13 protein-coding genes are annotated in these 18799 nt (G+C 72.1%); 5 read left to right on the top strand and 8 right to left on the bottom strand.

What is annotated here, in order from left to right; genetic code table 11:
* Nucleotides 1-40: 40 nt before the first annotated feature.
* Nucleotides 41-6058 (top strand): WD40 repeat domain-containing protein, encoded by a 6018-nt coding sequence (locus ABH920_RS44935; RefSeq protein ID WP_370355477.1) that lies wholly within the window; start codon nucleotides 41-43, stop codon nucleotides 6056-6058.
* A gap of 42 nt (nucleotides 6059-6100) precedes the next feature.
* On the opposite strand, the gene ABH920_RS44930 is transcribed toward ABH920_RS44935, so the two are convergent.
* Together ABH920_RS44930 and ABH920_RS44925 are read right to left on the bottom strand one after the other, a co-directional pair.
* Nucleotides 6101-7057, bottom strand: coding sequence for a hypothetical protein (locus tag ABH920_RS44930; protein ID WP_370355476.1), 957 nt, complete (start codon nucleotides 7055-7057; stop codon nucleotides 6101-6103).
* A gap of 23 nt (nucleotides 7058-7080) precedes the next feature.
* On the bottom strand, nucleotides 7081-7551 hold the full coding sequence (locus tag ABH920_RS44925) for a GNAT family N-acetyltransferase (RefSeq protein ID WP_370355475.1): 471 nt from the start codon (nucleotides 7549-7551) through the stop codon (nucleotides 7081-7083).
* A gap of 125 nt (nucleotides 7552-7676) precedes the next feature.
* On the opposite strand from ABH920_RS44925, the gene ABH920_RS44920 reads away from it, so the two are divergent.
* From ABH920_RS44920 to ABH920_RS44905, 4 genes are read left to right on the top strand one after another with little or no spacing between them, the layout of a single operon-like run.
* A complete protein-coding gene (locus ABH920_RS44920; protein ID WP_370355474.1) occupies nucleotides 7677-8768 on the top strand; it encodes an alpha-hydroxy acid oxidase in 1092 nt (363 codons plus the stop codon).
* On the top strand, nucleotides 8765-9436 hold the full coding sequence (locus tag ABH920_RS44915; RefSeq protein WP_370355473.1) for a 4'-phosphopantetheinyl transferase superfamily protein: 672 nt from the start codon (nucleotides 8765-8767) through the stop codon (nucleotides 9434-9436). The genes ABH920_RS44920 and ABH920_RS44915 overlap by 4 nt, the downstream gene beginning before the upstream one ends.
* Nucleotides 9437-9491: 55 nt before the next feature.
* Nucleotides 9492-10157: a helix-turn-helix domain-containing protein gene (locus ABH920_RS44910; RefSeq protein ID WP_370355472.1), complete on the top strand. Its 666-nt coding sequence runs from the start codon at nucleotides 9492-9494 to the stop codon at nucleotides 10155-10157.
* Complete coding sequence (locus tag ABH920_RS44905; RefSeq protein ID WP_370355471.1) at nucleotides 10154-11443, top strand: MFS transporter; 1290 nt, start codon at nucleotides 10154-10156, stop codon at nucleotides 11441-11443. Before ABH920_RS44910 ends, ABH920_RS44905 begins: the two co-directional genes overlap by 4 nt.
* On the opposite strand, the gene ABH920_RS44900 is transcribed toward ABH920_RS44905, so the two are convergent.
* The 6 genes from ABH920_RS44900 to ABH920_RS44875 are packed head-to-tail and all read right to left on the bottom strand — an operon-like array spanning nucleotide 11432 to nucleotide 18310.
* Complete coding sequence (locus ABH920_RS44900; RefSeq protein ID WP_370355470.1) at nucleotides 11432-12352, bottom strand: inositol monophosphatase family protein; 921 nt, start codon at nucleotides 12350-12352, stop codon at nucleotides 11432-11434. The two genes, ABH920_RS44905 and ABH920_RS44900, sit on opposite strands and share 12 nt — an antisense overlap.
* 25 nt (nucleotides 12353-12377) lie before the next feature.
* On the bottom strand, nucleotides 12378-13274 hold the full coding sequence (locus ABH920_RS44895) for an ATP-binding cassette domain-containing protein (RefSeq protein WP_370355469.1): 897 nt from the start codon (nucleotides 13272-13274) through the stop codon (nucleotides 12378-12380).
* On the bottom strand, nucleotides 13271-14401 hold the full coding sequence (locus ABH920_RS44890; RefSeq protein WP_370355468.1) for an ABC transporter permease: 1131 nt from the start codon (nucleotides 14399-14401) through the stop codon (nucleotides 13271-13273). The genes ABH920_RS44895 and ABH920_RS44890 overlap by 4 nt, the downstream gene beginning before the upstream one ends.
* A complete protein-coding gene (locus tag ABH920_RS44885; RefSeq protein WP_370355467.1) occupies nucleotides 14401-15504 on the bottom strand; it encodes a substrate-binding domain-containing protein in 1104 nt (367 codons plus the stop codon). The genes ABH920_RS44890 and ABH920_RS44885 overlap by 1 nt, the downstream gene beginning before the upstream one ends.
* Nucleotides 15505-15533: 29 nt before the next feature.
* The gene (iolD, locus tag ABH920_RS44880; protein WP_370355466.1) at nucleotides 15534-17414 is read right to left on the bottom strand and encodes a 3D-(3,5/4)-trihydroxycyclohexane-1,2-dione acylhydrolase (decyclizing); all 1881 of its coding nucleotides are present in this window, start codon (nucleotides 17412-17414) and stop codon (nucleotides 15534-15536) included.
* On the bottom strand, nucleotides 17411-18310 hold the full coding sequence (locus tag ABH920_RS44875) for a deoxyribose-phosphate aldolase (RefSeq protein ID WP_370355465.1): 900 nt from the start codon (nucleotides 18308-18310) through the stop codon (nucleotides 17411-17413). The genes iolD and ABH920_RS44875 overlap by 4 nt, the downstream gene beginning before the upstream one ends.
* Nucleotides 18311-18799: the final 489 nt, after the last annotated feature.

Genomic DNA, 18799 nt, shown 5'->3' with positions numbered 1-18799 from the left:
CGCGACGGGAGCGGGTCGCGCACAGAGAGGTACGGGGACGATGACCTACACCATGGAACGAGTGATCAGCCGGGAAGGGACCGGCTTCGCCTGCCGGTACGCATACCTGAGCGTGGGCCGCGACGGCGACGTCTACCTGGTCTCGACGGTGATCGCCGAGCGCGGCCCGACGATGTACCTCCTGCGGACGAACCTGGACGGTACCAAGCGCAAAGGGCTTCAGCACCTGCTGTTCACCGACGTCATCCTCGGCAGCAAGGACGGCAGCGAGGGCTTCACCTACGCCACCGGGAACGCCGGCGGCTACGTCGCTCTCGGCAACTACGGCTCGCCCACCGAGGTGTGGATGTACGGGCCCGATCTCGCGCTGGACCCGATCGCGCGAGTGACCGGCGAGTTCGCCGGCGGCGGAGGGGCCTACCGGGTGGAGGCGGGCGCGGTCAGCGGGCGGTTCTACGCGCTCGCGCAGTACGGGGTCACGGACGGCTCCACGGTGACGCCGCACGCGCAGATCGAGGTCATCGGCGCGCCGCCGGCCGAGCAGCTCACCGGGCTGACCGCGGTCCCGCTGCCGTTCGGGCACGACGGGACCACGCTCGTGCTGGACTTCCGCGTCCGCGAGACGGGCACCGCCGACGCCCCGGCCCCGGTCTTCTACGTGCTCTACCACGTCGTGCTGGGCCCCAACCTCTTCGCCAACCACCTCGCGAAGGTCGACTCGGACGGCACCGTGCTCTGGGACCGGGCCGACGACGCGAGCACCGGCGGGGTGCTGAACTCGCTCGTGCGCCAGACCATCGGCGAGAGTACGGCCGTCCCCGGGAACGGCGGGGTGGCCGGCGGCTTCGACGTCGCCGACACCGGCCACATCTACCTGCTCAAGCCGACCGGCGGCGCCGTCTACCGCATCCCCGACGACGGCGCCGCTCCCGCGGCCGCGCTGCCACTGCCGTCCGGGGCTCCGTCCGCCGCCGACGCGCCCTACAAGGAACTGCGGATCCTCGGCGGACAGGCGCTGCTGCAACGCTTCCAGGACCGTGAGCTCTACGGCGTGTTCACGCTGCCCGACCCGGCCTCCTCCGGGTCGATCGCTTTCGTGCAGTCGGTGCTCTGCCACCATGACGTGGTCAGCGCCGACTTCGGCGCGGAACAGGACAACGGCTCGGCGTGGACCGCGGGCGACACCGTGACCGCCACGCTGACCGTCGACAGGTTCGGACCGGGTGTCGACCTCACATTGCCCGCGCCGAGTTGGAAGGCCTGGGTGCGCTCCATCGGCGCACAGGACCATCGCGAGCTGACGGTCAGCCAAACCGATGCCACGACGTTCCAGATCGCCGTGCCCGCCGATCTCAGCGGTCTGATGCAGCTGACGCTCGCGCCGCACACCGGGCCCTGGCGCACCGGCCTGGTGGACGAGTTCCGGCTGCGCCGCGTGATCGAAGTCCGTCCGCCGGGGGTGGCCGGCTCGGTCAGCATCAGTACCGAGACGTACTACCACGGCGCTTTCGGCGGCACTCCGCCCGGCCCTGATCCGCGCCCCTTCAACCGGCTCCGGTACGCCGTCGGGGAGCCGATCATCGTCACCGTCTCCGTCCGTCCGGCGCCGAGCACGGCCCGCGATCTGGTGCTGCGCCTGGACGATGTGTCCGGGACGAGCCCGGTGACCGTGGCGCAGAGCACCGTGACCATCCCCACGACGGGCTCGGTCACGATCACCGTGCCCGCCTCGGTCAGCGCCCTGCTGCGGGCCGGCAGCTATCTGCTGACCACCACCGCGGCCGACCTCACGGTCGCCGCCCAGCCGATCGAGCTCGGCTCCGGGCGGCCGCCGAGCGGGTTCCGGCGGGTGTGGTTCGGCGACCTGCAGGGCACCTATCCCGTCAACGCCGGCGTGTTCGTCGGCCCGGCCGGCGCGGACTACCTCGATGCCGCCGACACCGCGGCCGCGCACCTGGAACGGGCCCGGCGGCTCGGCTGGACGCTGGTCGTCGACCGGATCAGCGACCAGCAGGCCGGACTGGCGCTGCTGGACCCCACCGACTCCAGCTACGACCGGGACCCGTCGGGAACGGCCGTCGCCACGACGGCGAACCGGCTCGTCACCGATCCCCACGCCGTGGACCCGGCGAAGATCTGGGCGCTGCCGGTGATGCTGGACATCATCTGCGGATACGGCGCGCAGGGCGTCGGCATACGGAGCCTGCTGCTGGGCAACGACACCTCGCTGCCGTTGCCGGAACTCACCGCGGCGATGCTCGGCCCCGGAGATCCGTTGAGCACCCGGTTCCAGAACCTGGCATGGACCAACCGGATCCTGTCCGGCTACCCGGCCTTCGAGGGCTGGCACTGGGCCGCGAACTGGTGGAACCGGGAGATGGGGCCCGCCGGGCTGGAGGCGCCCGGCCACTACCCCTCCTCGCTCGACTCCGCGATCCCCGACTACAACACGGCGCTGCTCCAGACCAGGGCCGACGGCCAGTGGCGGCAGATCCTGGCGATGTGGTTCGCGCACGCCGTGCAGCACGTGCCGGATGCCGCCCGCACCCTGCGCAACGAACTGCTCGCCGCCGCCGACACCGGCTACGGCCGGGCCGACGTGGTCGCCGCGCATTCGGGACCGCCGACCCAGGCGTTCTTCTACCCTCCGGAGTCCTTCGCCGAGGCGGACGAAGTGGACCTCCAGTCCCAGCAGGAGCAGTACCCGCTGATGCTCGGGTCCGCGTTCTGGACGGACTTCTGCCGCCGCCCGGGCAAGGCGCTGGTCCTGCACGAGGAGAGCTACAACGACAGCGGCACCGGCGACCAAGTACTGGGCCAGGCCTTCGAGGCGCTACTGCGCGGAGCGGGCAGCAGCGGCCACGCGGCCGCCGGGAACGCCAGCCTCTACAGCCAGATGATCCCCTGGACGCGCCAGTACGACCAGCTCCCGGACCCGCGCTACCTCGGCACCGGGCTGCCCGGCATGTTCCGCGTGCTCAGCGACGTGCTGCACGAGTACGGGGAGTGGGTCGGCACGTTCGGATCCGCCGATCCGGTGGCGATCCTGCTGAGCCGGCGCCAGTTCGCCATCCAGCGCTGGCACAGCAGCCTGCCGGGGCACACCGGCCGGGTCTTCGAGGCCTACCTCTCGCTGCTCTACGCCCACATCCCGGCGAGCCTGGTGTTCGTCGAGGACCTGGACACGCCCGGGGTCCGCCCGCTCACCGACTACGCGGCCGTGCTGCTGGTCAACGAGCGGGTGGAGCTCGACCCGAAGGTCCGCGCCGCGCTCGCGGCGGCCCAGCAGGCCGGGGTGAAGGTGTTCCACGACGGCACCTCGCCCGGCGACACCGGCCTGCCGGAGGAGGGCGACGGCTGCCTCGACACGGTGGTCGCGGGGCTGGGCAGCACCTCGCTCGGGCTGAGCTTCGGCAAGAGCTATACCTTGTGGCCCAAGACCGTGGACTACGTCTTCGGGCAGCTGACCGACGACTCGGCGATCTTCAACATGGACGACGTCCTGGTGGACCAGCCGATCAGCTGGACCGCCATCGCGATGGCCAATGTCAGTGCTCTGCGTGAGGGGTTGGCGGACGTCATCGGCACCGCGCACGCGACCGCCTCCGACCCGCAGGTGCTGATCAGCGAGCGCGTGGCGGGCCCGGCCCGGCTGGTGCTGGCGGTCAACAACTCGATCTTCAGCACGGACGCCGGCACGTTCGGGGTGGACAACGCGATCTTCCGGCGGGCCGACGTCTGGCACTCGGTGCGCGCCCCGCTGCCGGCGCGGGTGACGCTGCCCGCCCTGGCCCCCGGCGCCGCCGTCTACGACGTGTTCGGCGGCACGCGGCTGTTCCCCGACACGAACGGCGCCGTGCCGATCGACCTGCGGCACTGGCCGGCGGCGATCCTCGCGGTGCTGCCGAGCCCGATCACCGGCGTGTCGGTGTCGGCCGGGCCGGTGCTCAGCGCCGACGGGTCGGGCCCGGCGCAGATCGACTGGTCGGTGTCGGTGGTCGGCGGGTCGGGCGCTGGGTCGGGCGCTGGGGGGACGGTACCGCTGCCGGTGCGGGTGCGGGTCCTCGACGCGAGTCAGGACGTGCTGTGGGAGCGGACCGTCCAGGCGCCGACGAACGGGGTGTTCACGGTGCCGGTCAACGCGCAGGGGAAGATCACGGTGGAGGCCGTCGAGCTGATCACCGGGCAGGTCGGGACCGCGGACGGCGGGATCACGGTCGGCTCCGGCGGTGCGCCGATGGATCTGCTGAGCGGGCCGGGCGGCGGCGGGGCTTCCGCGGCCACGGCTACGGCGGTCGCCGGCACCGCGGCCCTGGAACCGGACTTCACCCCCGGCGCCGACTGGCGACCCGCGGCCCAGCGGCTCGGCGCACACATCTCCGGCATCGCCCTCACCGCCGACGGCGCGTCAGCCGTCCTCAGCGCGGCCAACTGGGACGGCAACCTGTTCGCCGTCGACCTGGCCACCGGCGCCCAGCGCTGGCAGACCCGCGTCGGCCACCAGTTCAGCTTCCTGCCGCGCGCCCTCCCGCAGGGCATCGCCGTCGTCGGCGCCGATCTGACCGCGCCGGCCGAGTTCGGCCTGCACCTGGTGGATCCCGGCAGCGGGGCGGTGCAGCGCCGCTTCGACCTCTACGGCACCACGCCGCGCTGGTTCGACCGCACCGGCACCGTTCTGACCGACGGCCGCCCGCCGGCGTTCGCCACCGCGCCGGACGGCTCCTGGATCGCGAGCGCCGGAAACCTCGGGCTGGCCGTCTGGAGCGCCGACGGCACGCCGCGCTGGTCCCAGGCCTGGTGGCCGCAGGATCTGCACACCGCACACCCGGGCCGTGCCGGAACCGCCGTGCTGGCCGCGCTCGACGCGAAGACGCTGCTGGTCGTCGACGGTCTGGTGGCCAGCGCCTACAACGTCGCCCCGGGCAGCACGGCCCCGGCCGCGCCGCTGGCCCAGCTCGACCTGTCCACGGCGCTCACCACCGGCAACGGCAAGGCCACCGGCGTCGCGGTCAGCCCGGACGGCACCGGCGTCGCGGTCGCGATGAGCAACGACGACGGCCGTGTGCTCATCCTCGACACCGTCAGCCGCGGACTCCAGGCCGTGCTCACCACCCGCGCCGACGAACTCGCCTGGCTCCCCGACGGCAGCGGCCTGATCACGGTCCACGACACGCGCGTGTGCCGCTACCGGCACGACCCGGCGACCGGCTGGGCTCTGGACCGCTGCTATCCGGCGCCGGACGTGGTGCACCACCTCGACGTCGCCGCCGACGGCCGGGTCGCCTTCGGCGACGAGCAGGGCAACCTGACCGTGCTCGACCCGACCCTGACCCCGGTGTTCACCGCGGACCTCGGCGGCCTCCCGGTCCCGCGCTGGCTGCCCGGCGGCGACCTGCTGGTCGGCACCTGGCTCGGCCGCCTGGAGCGCCTGACCGGCCCCGGCTATCAGGCCGCGTGGTCGACCACGGTCCGCTCGAGCGCCCCCGACATGCGCCAGCAGTTCCTGGCCGCCCCGACGGCACCGGTCACCGCGGTGACCGACCCCGGCAACGCCATCGCCCCGCTGTCCGGCCCGAACCAGTACCCCGCGACCACGGCGGTCGCCCTGGTCCCCGCCATCGACGGCATGGGCCCGATCCCCGCCCCGGCCGCGCCGAACCCGGTCCCGGCCGGCTACCAGCCGACCCCGCTGCCCCAGCCCTACCTGCGCGACATGATGATCGAGGACACCGCCGCCAGCGCCTCGAACACCCCGCCCTACGGCCTGCTCTTCACCTTCCCGGCCCCGGTGCCGTTCAACGCGATCTCGCTCTGGGACGACCCGGCGCACCCGGAATCCTGGCTGCGCGACACCCGCCTGGACATCCGCACCTCGCCGGCCGAACCCTGGCAGCCCATCACGAGGCTGGTCAGCGACCAGCCGTCCCGCAGCCACCTCGTGACCGACCCGGCCCGCCCCGGCCAGCCGGTCACCGCCACCCAGCTTCGCCTGGTGCTGCCGCCCGGCATCGCCGGGAACATCCGGCTGGCCGCCATCGCGCTGCACCTGACGTCGTAGAGCACTGCGACGCACCTGCCTCGACCGAGGCAGGTGCCGGGCTCAGCGCGGCAGCGACTTGCCGCACTTGCTCCGCGCCGTCAGATACGCGCACCGCATGTGGATCGCCTTGTCGAGCTCGGCCAGCGTCCGGTCGAAGAACTCGCGCCGGTAGACCGCGTCGGTCAGCGCCGTGATCGCGAAGTACAGCGCGCTCAGCCCGGCCAGCAGGAACGCCACGTGCAGCAGTTCACTGCTGACGCCCGGGATCCGGATGCCCCACAGGTGGGCATCCGGTGGGACGTGGCCGAACCAGTCCTTGAGCACCTCCGGGCGGATCGCGATGGCGCCGAAGACCACGTAGAAGAAGAACACCGTCCAGCTCAGCAGGCTGATCTGGATGGTCTGGGTGAGGAGCAGGTACATGAACATGTTGCGGCGCTGTCCCAGGCCCAGCGCCGGGTCCGTGGCCAGTTCCGGCTCGGTGTCGGCCAGCGGGGCCAGGGGCGTGGCCACGCAGCTGGCGCGTATCCGCTCCGGGGTGCAGGCGCTGGGCAGGGTGACGAACTCCTCGGGGAGCCGCGCGATCAGGAAGGCCTGGATCAGCATGATGAAGAACGCCGAGGACACCCACAGCCAGCCGGAGGTCAGCGCCGCCGAGATGAGCCAGAAGTCGCGGGTGAAGAAGATGACCATGCCGAACAGCGCCAGCAGCGGCAGGGCGCGCACGGCCAGGTGGCCGACCTCGCGGATCTCGGCGAAGACCCGGCGCACCGTCCAGAAGCCAAGCATCATCGCCAGCCGCGCCAGCTGGATCGCCGCCGCGAACGGCCGCAGGAAGGCGGGCAGGCCGGCGACGTAGTAGTGCTCCTCGACGAAGTGCGGCACGCCGTTGCGGACGAACCAGCGCTCCGCCGCGGCGACCGCGGCATCGGCGGTGTCGGCGGTGTCGGCCGCACTGAGGCCGGGGTCGGGCTCAGAAGCCGCACCCGCACCCGCGCTCGCGTCCGTATTCGTCATCAGGGTTCGATCATAATCGCCTCTCAGTTCAGCCGGAACATCACTTCCCCGATCTCCTCCCCCCGCGCCTCGGCGAACCCCCGCTCCTCCCCCACGCGCTTGAACCCGTTCTTCTCCAGCACCCGCATCGACGCCGCGTTGTCATACGCCGCCGAGGCGAACACCGGCCGCACCGCCACCTGCTCCAGCACCGCCGCCAGCGCCGCCGCGGCCAGGCCCCGCCCCCAGAACTCGCGGCGGATCCAGTACGTGACGTCGATGTCCTCCCCCAGCGGGAAGGCCGCCGCGCTGCCCACGACCTCACCGTCGAGCTCCACCACGACGCGCACGATCCGGTCGTCGGCCAGCAGCCGCCGGTGCTTGGCCAGATACGCCTCGCGATCGTTCGCGGTGCTCGTGAACGCCGCCATCCGCTGGGCCTCGGCGTCACACTGGATCTCGAACAGCACCGAAAGGTCGCTCTCGCGCATCTCGCGGAACACGGGTTCGCTCATGGAAAAAGACTATTGCGACCTACTGACAACAAATCGCTGCCGCCGGCCCTGACCCAGGTCGCGCCGCCCGCACCGGAGCGGCCGGCGGCGCGTTTGGAGCGGCACCGCTCGGAAACGTGAACTCCATGGGGACCCAAAACGCCGCTCCACTGCGCCTGACCGACTTCCGCGACCTCGCGGCCGGCCACGTCACCCGCTCCGTGTGGGACTTCGTCGACGGCGGTTCCGGCGACGAGCGCACCCTGGCCGCCAACACCTCCGCCTACGACCGCCACCGTCTGCGCCCCCGCGTCCTCACCGACGTCGACAAGATCGACACCCGCACCGCCCTGTTCGGGACCGCCCTGGCGACCCCGGTCGGGCTGGCCCCGATCGCCTACCACCGCCTGCTGCACCCCGAGGGCGAGGTCGCCACGGTCCGCGGCGCGGGCCGGGTCGGGGCGCTGACGGTCGTCGGCATCTTCGCCAGCCGCACCCTGGAGGACATCGCCGAAGCCGCGAGCGGCCCGTTGTGGCTACAGCTGTACTGGCTTCGGCAGCGCGCCGTGCTGGAGCAGCTGATCGAGCGCGCCGAGGCCGCCGGCTACGAGGCGTTCGTGGTGACCCTGGACGCCAAGCGCATCGGGCAGCGGCTGCGCGACATGCGCAACGGCTTCACGCTGCCCGAGGGCGTCGCGGCCGTGAACGTCGACCCGGCGGTGATGGCCGAGGCGCACCGGGCCCACGAGGCCGACTCGGCGATCTCCGCGCACGCCGAGATCTCCTTCGACCGCGCCCTGACCTGGGACGACCTGGCCTGGATGCGCAGCCGGACGGCCAAGCCGATCCTGCTCAAGGGCGTGCTGACCGCCGAGGACGCGCGGCTGGCCGCCGAGCACGGCGTCGACGGCATCGTGGTGTCCAACCACGGCGGCCGCCAGCTCGACAACGCCGTGGCGAGCATCGACGCGCTCGAGGAATGCGTCGCGGCGGTCTCCGGCTCGATGCCGGTCCTCGTCGACGGCGGCATCCGCCGCGGCACCGACGTGTTCACGGCCCTGGCCCTGGGCGCCGACGCGGTGCTGATCGGCCGGCCATTCCTGTGGGGGCTGGCCGCCGACGGGGAAGACGGCGTCGAGGCGGTCCTGCGGCTGGCCACCTCCGAACTCGAACACACCATGACCCTGATGGGCACGGCGACCCTCGCCGACATCGACCGCTCGGCGGTGCGGCCATGACCGATCGGATCCGCGTCTGGATCATCGACACCGACACCGCCCCGGACACCGCCGAGCACTACGAGCGGCTGCTCGACGAGGGCGAGTTCGCGCACGCCGCCGACTTCCTGCGCGAGCGCGACCGGCACCGCTACCTGGTGGCGCACGGCGCGCGCCGCGTGATCCTGGGCCGCGAACTGCACGTCGAGCCGCAGAGCATCACCTTCACCGCCGACGCCAACGGCAAGCCCGCCCTGGCCGCCGGCGGCCCACATATCAGCCTGGCGCACGACGGCGCGCTGGCGCTGCTGGCGGTGGCGCCGGACCGCGAGGTCGGCGTGGACATCCGCCAGCTGACCGAGGGTCTGGACCCGGTGGACATGTCCGAGCGGTACTTCCTGCCGTTCGAGGCGCGCTACGTCGCCGGCGGCCACGACCCGGTGGAGCAGACCGACCGCTACGCGCGGCTGTGGACCCGCAAGGAGGCGGTGGCGAAGGTGGCCGGCGGCCTGGGCTGGGCGAACACCAAGGCGGCGGTGTTACAGCGGGACCTGGTGGCGTGCGTGGAACCGGCCAGCTCGCACCGCCACCGGGTGGCACCGGTGGCGGTCCCGAGCGGGTACCGCGCGGCGGTCGCGATGTTCGGGGAGGCCCCGTTCCAGGTGGAGGTGCGGACCTACGAAGAGTGACCCGAGGTGCGGCGGAGCCTTGTAAAGCTTTCTTTAGAAAGCTATCTTTAGATGCATGCCCGGCTCAGAGCACGATGACGTCCTGCACCTGAACGACCCCCAGGCCATCCGCGCCTACGCGCACCGCACCCGGATGGAACTGGTGGGCCTGCTGCGCACCGAGGGCCCGCTGACCGCGACCCGCGCCGCCGAACTGACCGGCGAGTCGGTGGCCAGCTGCAGCTACCACCTGCGCATGCTCGCGAAGTACGGCGTGGTCGAGGAGGTGCCCGGGCCCGGACGGCAGAAGCCGTGGCGGGCCACGGCGCAGTACACGAACATCCCGAGCACCTCGACGGACCCGGCGGTCCAGGCCGCGTGGAGCGAGGCACGGAGCTTCTTCACGCAGTTCTACTTCGAGGAGGTGGCCAGGGCCCAGCGAACGGCCCACGAGCTGCCCTCGGAGTGGCGGGAGGCCGAGGAATTCGGCGACCGCCTGCTGTACCTGACCGCCGCCGAACTCGGTGAGCTCTCCGAGGCGATCAGTGCCCTGACCGACCGGTTCGCCGACCGCAACACCCAGCCCGAGCTGCGGCCCGAGGGTGCGGAGCTGGTGCAGATGCTGCGGATCGCGTTCCGGAAGGATCGGGGGCCGACGCCGGGAACGGAGTCTGAGACCGAGGCGGACCCCGGCAGCGCCAAGCAAGATCCCGGATCCGAATCAGTGGACGACCGCTCGTGACCACCGCCGCCGAAGCGCCCCCCGAGGGCGCGATATCCCGCCTGCTCCCGTCCGCCCTCCACGGCCGCGTCCCCGCGGTCCTGCGCCGCCGCGACTTCCGCCGCTTCTGGATCGGGCACAGCGTCTCGCTCATCGGCGACGAGGTCCATCGCATCGCGATGCCGCTGGCCGCCGTGCTCCTGTTCGGCGCCGGTGCCACCGCGATGGCCTGGCTCACCGCCGCGCCGATGATCCCCGCGCTGCTGCTGTCGATCCCGGCCGGCATCTGGGTCGACCGGCGGCCGAGCCGGCGGCGGATCATGCTGTTCGCCGACCTCGGGCGCTTCCTGGCCGTGCTCTCGGTGCCGGTCGCCTACGCCTTCGGCGTCCTGACTCTGGCGCAGCTGATCGTCGCCGAACTCGCCGTCGGCGTCCTCGCCGTGCTCTTCAGCATCTCCGACAACACCCTGTTCGCGGCCATGGTCCCGAACGCCGAACTCATGCAGGCCTCCTCGCTCAGCAACGGCAGCCGCGCCTTCGCCTACGTCTCCGGGCCCAGCCTCGGCGGCCTGGCCGTGCAGCTCCTGACCGCGCCGTTCGCGCTGGTCGCCGATGCGGCGAGCTACCTGGCCTCGGCCGTGGCGCTGAGCCGGATCTCGCCGACCGAACCGGTGCCGGACCGCGAAGCCAAAGGCGGCTTCCTGGCCGGCCTGCGCTGGATCGTCGCGACACCCGGCATCAGGGCCCTGCAAGGCGCCGTCGGCACCGTCAACTTCTTCGACTTCATCTTCCAGGCCCTGTTCATCCTCTACGTGAGCACGTACCTGCACATCAACGCCGGCCTGCTCGGCCTGGCCCTCGGCGCCGGCGCGGTCGGCGGCCTGGTCGGCGCGGCCCTGACCAGCCGCGTCGTGGCGCGCATCGGCATCGGCATGGGCATGACGCTCGGCTTCCTCGGCTTCGCCGCCCCGCACATCCTGGTCGTGCTCGCCTCGGGCCCGAAGGTGCTGATCGTGCTGACACTGTTCGTGTACGAGTTCCTGTCCGGCCTCGGCGTCATGGTCCTCGACGTCTCCGCCAACGCCTACATCACCGCAGTCATGCCCGACGACCTGCGCTCCCGCATCTCCGGCGTGCTCCAGACCATCAACTACGGCATCCGCCCCCTCGGCGCGCTGACCGGCGGCTGGCTGGCCACGACCGTGGGCATCCGCACCGCTCTGGCGATCTCCACGATCGGAGCCTGTTGCAGCGTCCTGTTCCTCCTCGGCTCGCCGCTGCGCAAGCTGCGCGAACTACCCAGCTGAAGCCGCCGAGGGAGACGAGGTAGCCGTCGACGAAGCAGGCGAACCAGGCGAGTCAGGCGAAGCCACCGCCGGCGCACTGAACACCGGCTGCGGCGGCCGCACCGGCAGCCCACCGCCCGCCCGAGCCTCACAGAACGCCTCGATCAACGCCGGATGCACCGGCCCGTTCGACGCCACCAGATCCGCGTCCCCGGGATGCCACTCCAGCCCGGTGTACGTCGTCGCCTTCCCCCCGGCCTCCCGCACCAGCAGCACCCCGGCGGCCCAGTCCCACGGCCCGCACCGCTGCTCCCAGTAGCAGTCCAGCCGCCCGGCCGCGACCCACGCCAGGTCGATCGCCGCGCTCCCGGTCCGCCGCACGTCCCGGGACTGCCGGAACACCGAGGAGAACTCCGCGAGGTTGTCGTCGGTGTCGAAGGACCGGGTCGGCGGGAAGCCGGTGGCCAGCACCGCCCGGTCCAGCCGCCGCACCGGCGAGACGCGCAGCCGGCGCCGCCCCTCGTAGGCGCCGCGTCCGGCCTCGGCCCAGTAGATGCGGCGGCGCGCCACGTCGGCCACCACGCCCAGAGCGAGCCGCTGCCCGTCCCAGAACGCGATCGAGCACGCGCAGTGCGGGATCCCGCGCACGAAGTTCGTCGTGCCGTCCACGGGATCGACGAACCACGTCGGCCGCGACGGATCCATCTCGGCCAGCCCGCCGCCCTCCTCGCCGACGATGGCGTGCTCGGGATGGGTGGCCTTCAGCCAGGACCGGACCAGCCGCTCGACCCGCAGGTCGGTGGCGGTGACCAGGTCCGCGGAGGAGGCCTTGAAGCGCAGCCGCCGCGGCGCGGCCGAGCGGCGGATCAGGGTGGCGGCCTCCCGGGCGACGCGGATCGCGCCGAGGGTGGCCGGACGGGGCAGTGGCATGGCAGGGTCCCTCAGAGTCCGTCGATCAACCGTTTTCGTCGAGCGCTTCAGCCGGCGCCGGACCGGCCCGCACATCAGACGGCGGCGACCCCGTCTGAGGTTCCGTCGGCGCGGCGATCCCCGGTATCCGCTCGAGCTCATGCCCCAGCGTCTCCAGCTCCGCCCCGCCCGACATCAACCGCACCAGCTCGTCCCGCCCGATCTCGTCCTTGGCGAAGTCCCCGAGCAGCCGGCCCCGGTTCAGCACCACGAACCGGTCCCCCACCGGATGCGCGTGATGCGGGTTGTGGGTGATGAACACGACGCCGAGCCCGCGTTCGCGCGCCTGCACTACCCGACGCAGCACGACCCCGGCCTGTTTCACCCCGAGCGCCGACGTCGGCTCGTCCAGGATCAGGACTCTGGCTCCGAAGTGCACGGCGCGCGCGATCGCCACCGACTGCCGCTCCCCGCCGGACAACGTCCCGACCGGCTGATCCGGGTCCCGCAGGTCGATGCCCATCGCCGCCAGCGCCTCGCAGGTGCGCGCCCGGGCGGCCTCGGCGTCGAAGCGCCGCCACGGACCCCAGCCCTTCGTCGGCTCCGAGCCGAGGAAGAAGTTCCGCCAGATCGCCATCAGCGGCACCATCGCCAGGTCCTGGAACACCGTCGCGATCCCGGCGGCCCGGGCGTCGCGCGGACTGTGGAACTTCACGGCGGCGCCATCGACGCGCACCTCCCCCTCGTCGGGCGTGAACACCCCGGACAGGATCTTGATCAGCGTCGACTTGCCGGCGCCGTTGTCGCCGAGCACGCAGGTCACGCGACCGGCGTGCACCGACAGCGACACGCCGCTGAGCGCGCGCACGTTCCCGAAGTACTTCCCGACGCCGTCGGCCTCCAGCAGCGGCACAGCCCCGACCGGGGAATCAGAGTTCGTCATCTGCGCGCCCTCATCGCTCGCCGGTGAGTCAGGGTATTGACGGCGACGGCCAGGAACAGGATCGCCCCGAGGAACGTGAAGTCCCAGGAGCTGTCCCACCCGGAATAGATCACGCCCTGCAACGCCATCCCGATGATGCAGGCTCCCAACGCCGCACCGAGCGCCGAGCCGTGCCCGCCGGTGAGCAGGCAGCCGCCGACCACCGCGGCGATGATGTAGTAGAACTCGTATCCCACGCCCTGCTCGGACACCGCGGTGTTGGTCTGCAGGAACGAGATGACGCCGACCAGCGCCGCAGCCGTCGAGGTCCCCATGAACAACAGGACCTTCGTCCGCCGCACCGGCACACCGACCTTGCGTGCGGCGTCCGCATCACCTCCGACGGCGAACACCCAGTTCCCGAACCGGGTCCGGCCCAGCAGCCACACCGCGACCACCGTGACGCCGACGAACCACAGGATCGCGTCCTGATATCCGGCCCGAAGACCACTGCTGTGCGCGAAGGAGCCGCCGAAGACGTCCTTGGCGCTCTTCAGCCCCGGATGGTCGGTCCCGGTCAGCCCGATGTTGGTGCTGCCGTGGTTCACCTTCAGCACGCCGCCGACCGACAGGCCGCGGAACACGAAGTACGTCGCCAGCGTGACGATGAAACTCGGCAGCCCCGACCGCGTCACGACGAGCCCGTTGACCGCCCCGATCGCGGCCCCGAAGGCGAACGTCACCGCCACCGCGGCCCAGGCGTTCCAGTGCTCGTTCCCGACCAGCAGCGCCATGATGATGGCGCAGAACCCGGTCATCCCGCCGGTCGACAGGTCGAACTCGCCGCCGATCATCAGCAGCCCGACCGGCACCGCCATGATCCCGAAGAACGCCGCCTGCTGGGCCCACGCCTGGAACCCGGTCTGCGTCAGCCACAGGTGCTGCGGGGTGCTGTCGGTGACGGCGAACACCACGAACACCGCGACCGCGCCGAGCAGCGCCCCGAGCGCGGGGCGCCGCAGGGCCCTGGTGAGCAGGCCGGCCTCGGCGCCCCGACCGTCGGATTCGCCGGCGTCGGCCCCCGGCGGGCCGGCGGGCGGCGGCCCGGCCTCCCCGGGCCCGGCCACCGCGACGTCGGCGCTGGTCATCAGTCGTCCCCGGCCGCGATCGCGGCGGCCACCGACTTGATGTTCGTACTGTCGACGAGCTTGGGCCCGCTGGCCACGGTGGTACCGCCGCCGACCGCGTTGCCCTCGTGCTTGGCGTACAGGTACAGGAACTCCACCGGCAGGTAGCCCTGCAGGTACTGCTGCTGGTCGACCGCGAAGTCCAGGGTCGGCGGCGAGGCCTGCAGGTCGTTCTGCACGTCGCTGGACAGGTCGAAGGTGGCGATCTTGACGTTGGCCGGCTTGGCGACCACGAGCGCCTGGCCGATCGCGTTGTTCAGCGTCATCACGGCGTTGACGCCGGGGTGCGACTGCAAGTAGGCGGTGACCTGGCCGACGGCCTGCTGCGGGTTGGAGGCGGCGTTCGGCGTGGACAGGATCAGCTCGGTGCAGGCCGGGCCGGAGGCCGGGGCCGACGAGGTCGAGCACTGCTGCCCGACGCCCAGGCCCTGCGCGATGCCGTTACAGCGGTCCAGCAGGTTCTGCCCGGACTGGTGGATCACACACAGCACGTTGGTCGCGCCCTCTTTGGCGAACCGCTGCCCGGCCTGCTTGCCGGCCAGCTGCTCGGGCTGCCCGACGCAGGTCAGGGCCTTGGCCGCGGCGATGTCGGCGTCGTCGCAGCCGGCGTTGACCAGCACCACCGGGATCCCGGCGTCGGAGGCGGCGGCCAGCGTGGAGTTCATCACGCTCGGCGCGTGGTCGGAGACGATGATGCCGTTGACCTTGGCGTTGATCGCGTTCTGGATCTGCGCGTTCTCGGCGTTGTCGTCCGGCTGGGCCTGGCCCTGCTGCTGCGAGCCGTAGGTCTCGGACAGCTTGCAGCCGGTGTCCTTGGCCGCGTCCTTGGCGCCCTTGTAGACCACGCTCCAGAAGTTGCCGTTGTCGCCGTGGGTGATGACGGCGAAGGTGTAGGGGCAGGAGCCGGAGGCGGCCCCGGTCTTGGACGATCCGGAGGAGCTCGACGAACAGCCGGCGAGCAGGAGCAGGGTGGCCAGCGCCGCGGTGAGCGCCCGGCCGAATCCAGTTGTCTTGAATCCGGGTGTCTTGAATCCAGTTGCCTGAAGACGTGTTCTCGGTGCCATACGCGCTGCCTCCACATCAGTTCGTGGTGTTACAGGTACGGGCGTTGAACCTTCTTCGCCTCCTCATACCCCGTTCTGGCCGCGCGAGTGGATTCGAGCTCTGACACCTGCGCGACGGGCACGTCCCACCAGGCGCCGCTGTCGGGCGCGCCGGCCAGCGGATCGGTCCGGACGTGCACGACCGTGATGCGGTCGGCCTTCTTGGCGTGCGCCAGCGCCGCGGTGAACTCCTCCAGGTCGGTGGCACGCTCGACGTCGGCGCCGAGGCTGGCGGCGTTCGCGGCCAGGTCCACCGGCAGCGGGCCGCCGTCCAGGCGCCCGGAGGCGGCGCGGCGGTAGCGGTAGGCGGTGCCGAAGCGCTGGGCCCCGACGGATTCGGACAGGGCGCCGATGGAGGCGTAGCCGCTGTTGTCGACCAGGACCACGATCAGCTTCACACCCTCGGCGACGGCGGTGGCGATCTCCTGCGCGAGCATGAGATACGAGCCGTCGCCGACCAGCACGTAGACCTCGCGCTCGGGCGCGGCGAGCTTCACCCCGAGGCCGCCGGCGATCTCGTAGCCCATGCAGGAGTAGCCGTACTCGACGTGGTAGGACTTCGGGTCGCCGGCGGTGCGCCAGAGCTTGTGCAGGTCACCGGGCATGGAGCCGGCCGCGCAGACCACGACGTCGCCGACGTCGACCGCGTCGTTGACGGCCGCGATGACCTCGATCTGGGAGGGCAGGGGGACGTTGCCGAAGCGGTACGCGGCCTGGACCCGCGCCGTCCATTCGGCGCGCGCGTCGGCGATCTCGCCTTGGTAGGCGGCGTCCGTATGCCAGCCGGCGAGCTCGGCTGTCAGATCTTCGAGTGCTGACTTGGCATCGGCGACCACTGCGACGCCGTTGTGCTTGGCGGCGTCGAAGGCGGCGATGTTGATCGTGACGAACCGGACGTCCGGGTCGGCGAAGGCGGTGCGCGAGGCGGTGGTGAAGTCGGAGAAGCGGGTTCCGACGCCGATGACGAGGTCGGCCCGGGCGGCGATGGCGTTCGCGGCCCGGGTCCCGGTCGCGCCGACGGCGCCGAGGGCGAGCGGGTCGTCCTCGGGCATGGTGCCGCGACCGGCCTGGGTCTCGGCGACCGGGATGCCGGCGGCGCGGGCCAGGGCACGCAGGGTGTCAGTGGCCTGCGAGTAGGTGACGCCGCCGCCGGCGACGATCAGGGGGCGCCGGGCGTTCTTGATCGCGACCGCCGCACGGCCGATGCTCGCCAGGTCGGCGCGGGGGCGCGGGACGTGCCAGACGCGGTGCCGGAACAGCTCCTCGGGCCAGTCCCACGCCTCGGCCTGCACGTCCTGCGGCAACGCGAGGGTCACGGTGCCGGTGTCGGCGGGGTCGGTCAGGACCCGCATCGCGGCCAGGAGCGCGGCCGGCAGCTGCTCGGGGCGGTTGACGCGGTCGAAGTAGCGGGAGACCGGGCGCAGCGTGTCGTTGACGGAGACGTCGAGGCTGCGCGGGTCCTCGAGCTCCTGCAGAACCGGGTTGGCGGTGCGGGTCGCGAAGACGTCGCCGGGCAGCAGCAGGACCGGGAGGCGGTTGACGGTGGCCAGGGCCGCGCCGGTGACGAGGTTGGTGGCGCCGGGGCCGACGGAGGTGGTGCAGGCGTAGGTGGAGAGGCGGTCGCGCATGCGGGCGAAGGCGGCGGCCGTATGGACCATGGCCTGCTCGTTGCGGGCCTGCCGGTAGGGCAGCAGGGCCGGGTCCTGGAGTTCCAGGCCGAGAAGGGCTTCGCCGAGGCCTGCGACGTTGCCGTGGCCGAAGATGCCGAACACGCCTTCGATGAGGCGGTGCTCGGTGCCGTCGCGTTCGGTGTGCTGGACGGCGAGGAACCTGACCAGGGCCTGGGCCACGGTCAGGCGGCGGGTGCTCATTCGCCTACTCCACCCGGTTTCACCAGCGCGGTCGCGGTGTCCACGGCGGCGGCGACGTCACCGTCCGGCGGGTAGAGCAGGGCTCTGCCGACGACCAGACCGTGGACGCCTTCCAACGCCAGGGCCTTCTCCCACGCGGCGTACGTCTCCTGAGGCGCGCCGTCGGGATCGCCGCCGAGGAGCAGGACGGGAAGCGTGGTGGCGGCCAGGACGCGTTCCATCTCGTCGACGACCGGCAGCTTGAGCCACGTGTAGGCGCTGGTCGAGCCGAGACCCCCGGCGATCGCGCAGGCGCGCACGACGGCGGCGGCGGTGAGGTCGTTGCGCAACCGGCCGTCCCCGGCGCGCGCCGCCATGAACGGCTCGATCATCGCCACCAACCGGCGCGCGGCGAGCCCGGACACGGCGCGCCCGCACGCCTCCAACGTCGAGACGGTGTCCGGATCCCCGAGGTCGATACGCAGCAGCATCTTGCCGCCGTCCAGGTTCGCCGCGGCGATCCCGGCGGCGTCGTACGCGGTGAACCGGTCATCGAGCTCCGAAACGGACCCGGCCAGCCCACCCCGATTCATCGACCCGACCACGACCCGGTCGTCCAGAGCACCGAGCAACAGCAGGTCCTCAACGATGTCGGGCGTGGCGAGCACCCCATCGACCCCCGGCCGCGCCAACGCCACGACCAACCGCTCCAACAACTCCCGCCGATCCCCCATCGCCAACGGATCATTCCGCACACTGAGCGCCCCCCGCGCCGGATGATCGGCAGCGATGAGCATCAACCGACCCCCGGCATCCACCAACGGCCGCCGCCGCCGGGCAGCGGCCGCGACCGCGATGGCCTCCGGCTCCGCCACCCGCACCTGCCGCAACCGCCGCAGCTCCCCGACCTCAATCATGAACGACCTCCGCGATCGGTAGGCGGCGCGGGACGCAGACAACGGACGTACATGCCGGCCCGGCGCCACACCGCCGAGCCGGCCGACTGGGGTTCGGTGCGATGGCGAGGGCGGAGGGTGCCGCTCGCGCAGCGGATCTGCGGCAATCAGCCCGCGGCCGGGCAAAGCACACGCCGCACACCGCCGGCCCGCCGCTCGCCGGCCGTGCCAGTGCCAAGACCTGATTCTCACCACGCGCAACGGATCTGCGGCGGTCAGGCCGCGGCCAGGCAAAGCACACGCCGCACACAACCAGCCCGCCGCTCGCCGGCCGTGCCAGTGCCAAGACCTGATTCTCACCGCGCGCAGCGCATCTGCGGCAATCAGCGCGCGGCCAGGCAAAGCGGTCGCCGCACACCACCGGCCCGCCGCAATCAGCCTGCTGCTCACCGCGCGGAGCCAGCTGCCGAGTGCGTCGGTCAGCCCGCGAGTCAGCCCTCGGCCAGGCAA

This window comes from Catenulispora sp. EB89, from assembly GCF_041261445.1.
GTDB lineage: Bacteria > Actinomycetota > Actinomycetes > Streptomycetales > Catenulisporaceae > Catenulispora.
Note: the sequence above shows the minus strand (reverse complement) of the source record. Positions and strands in the feature narration are given on the sequence as shown.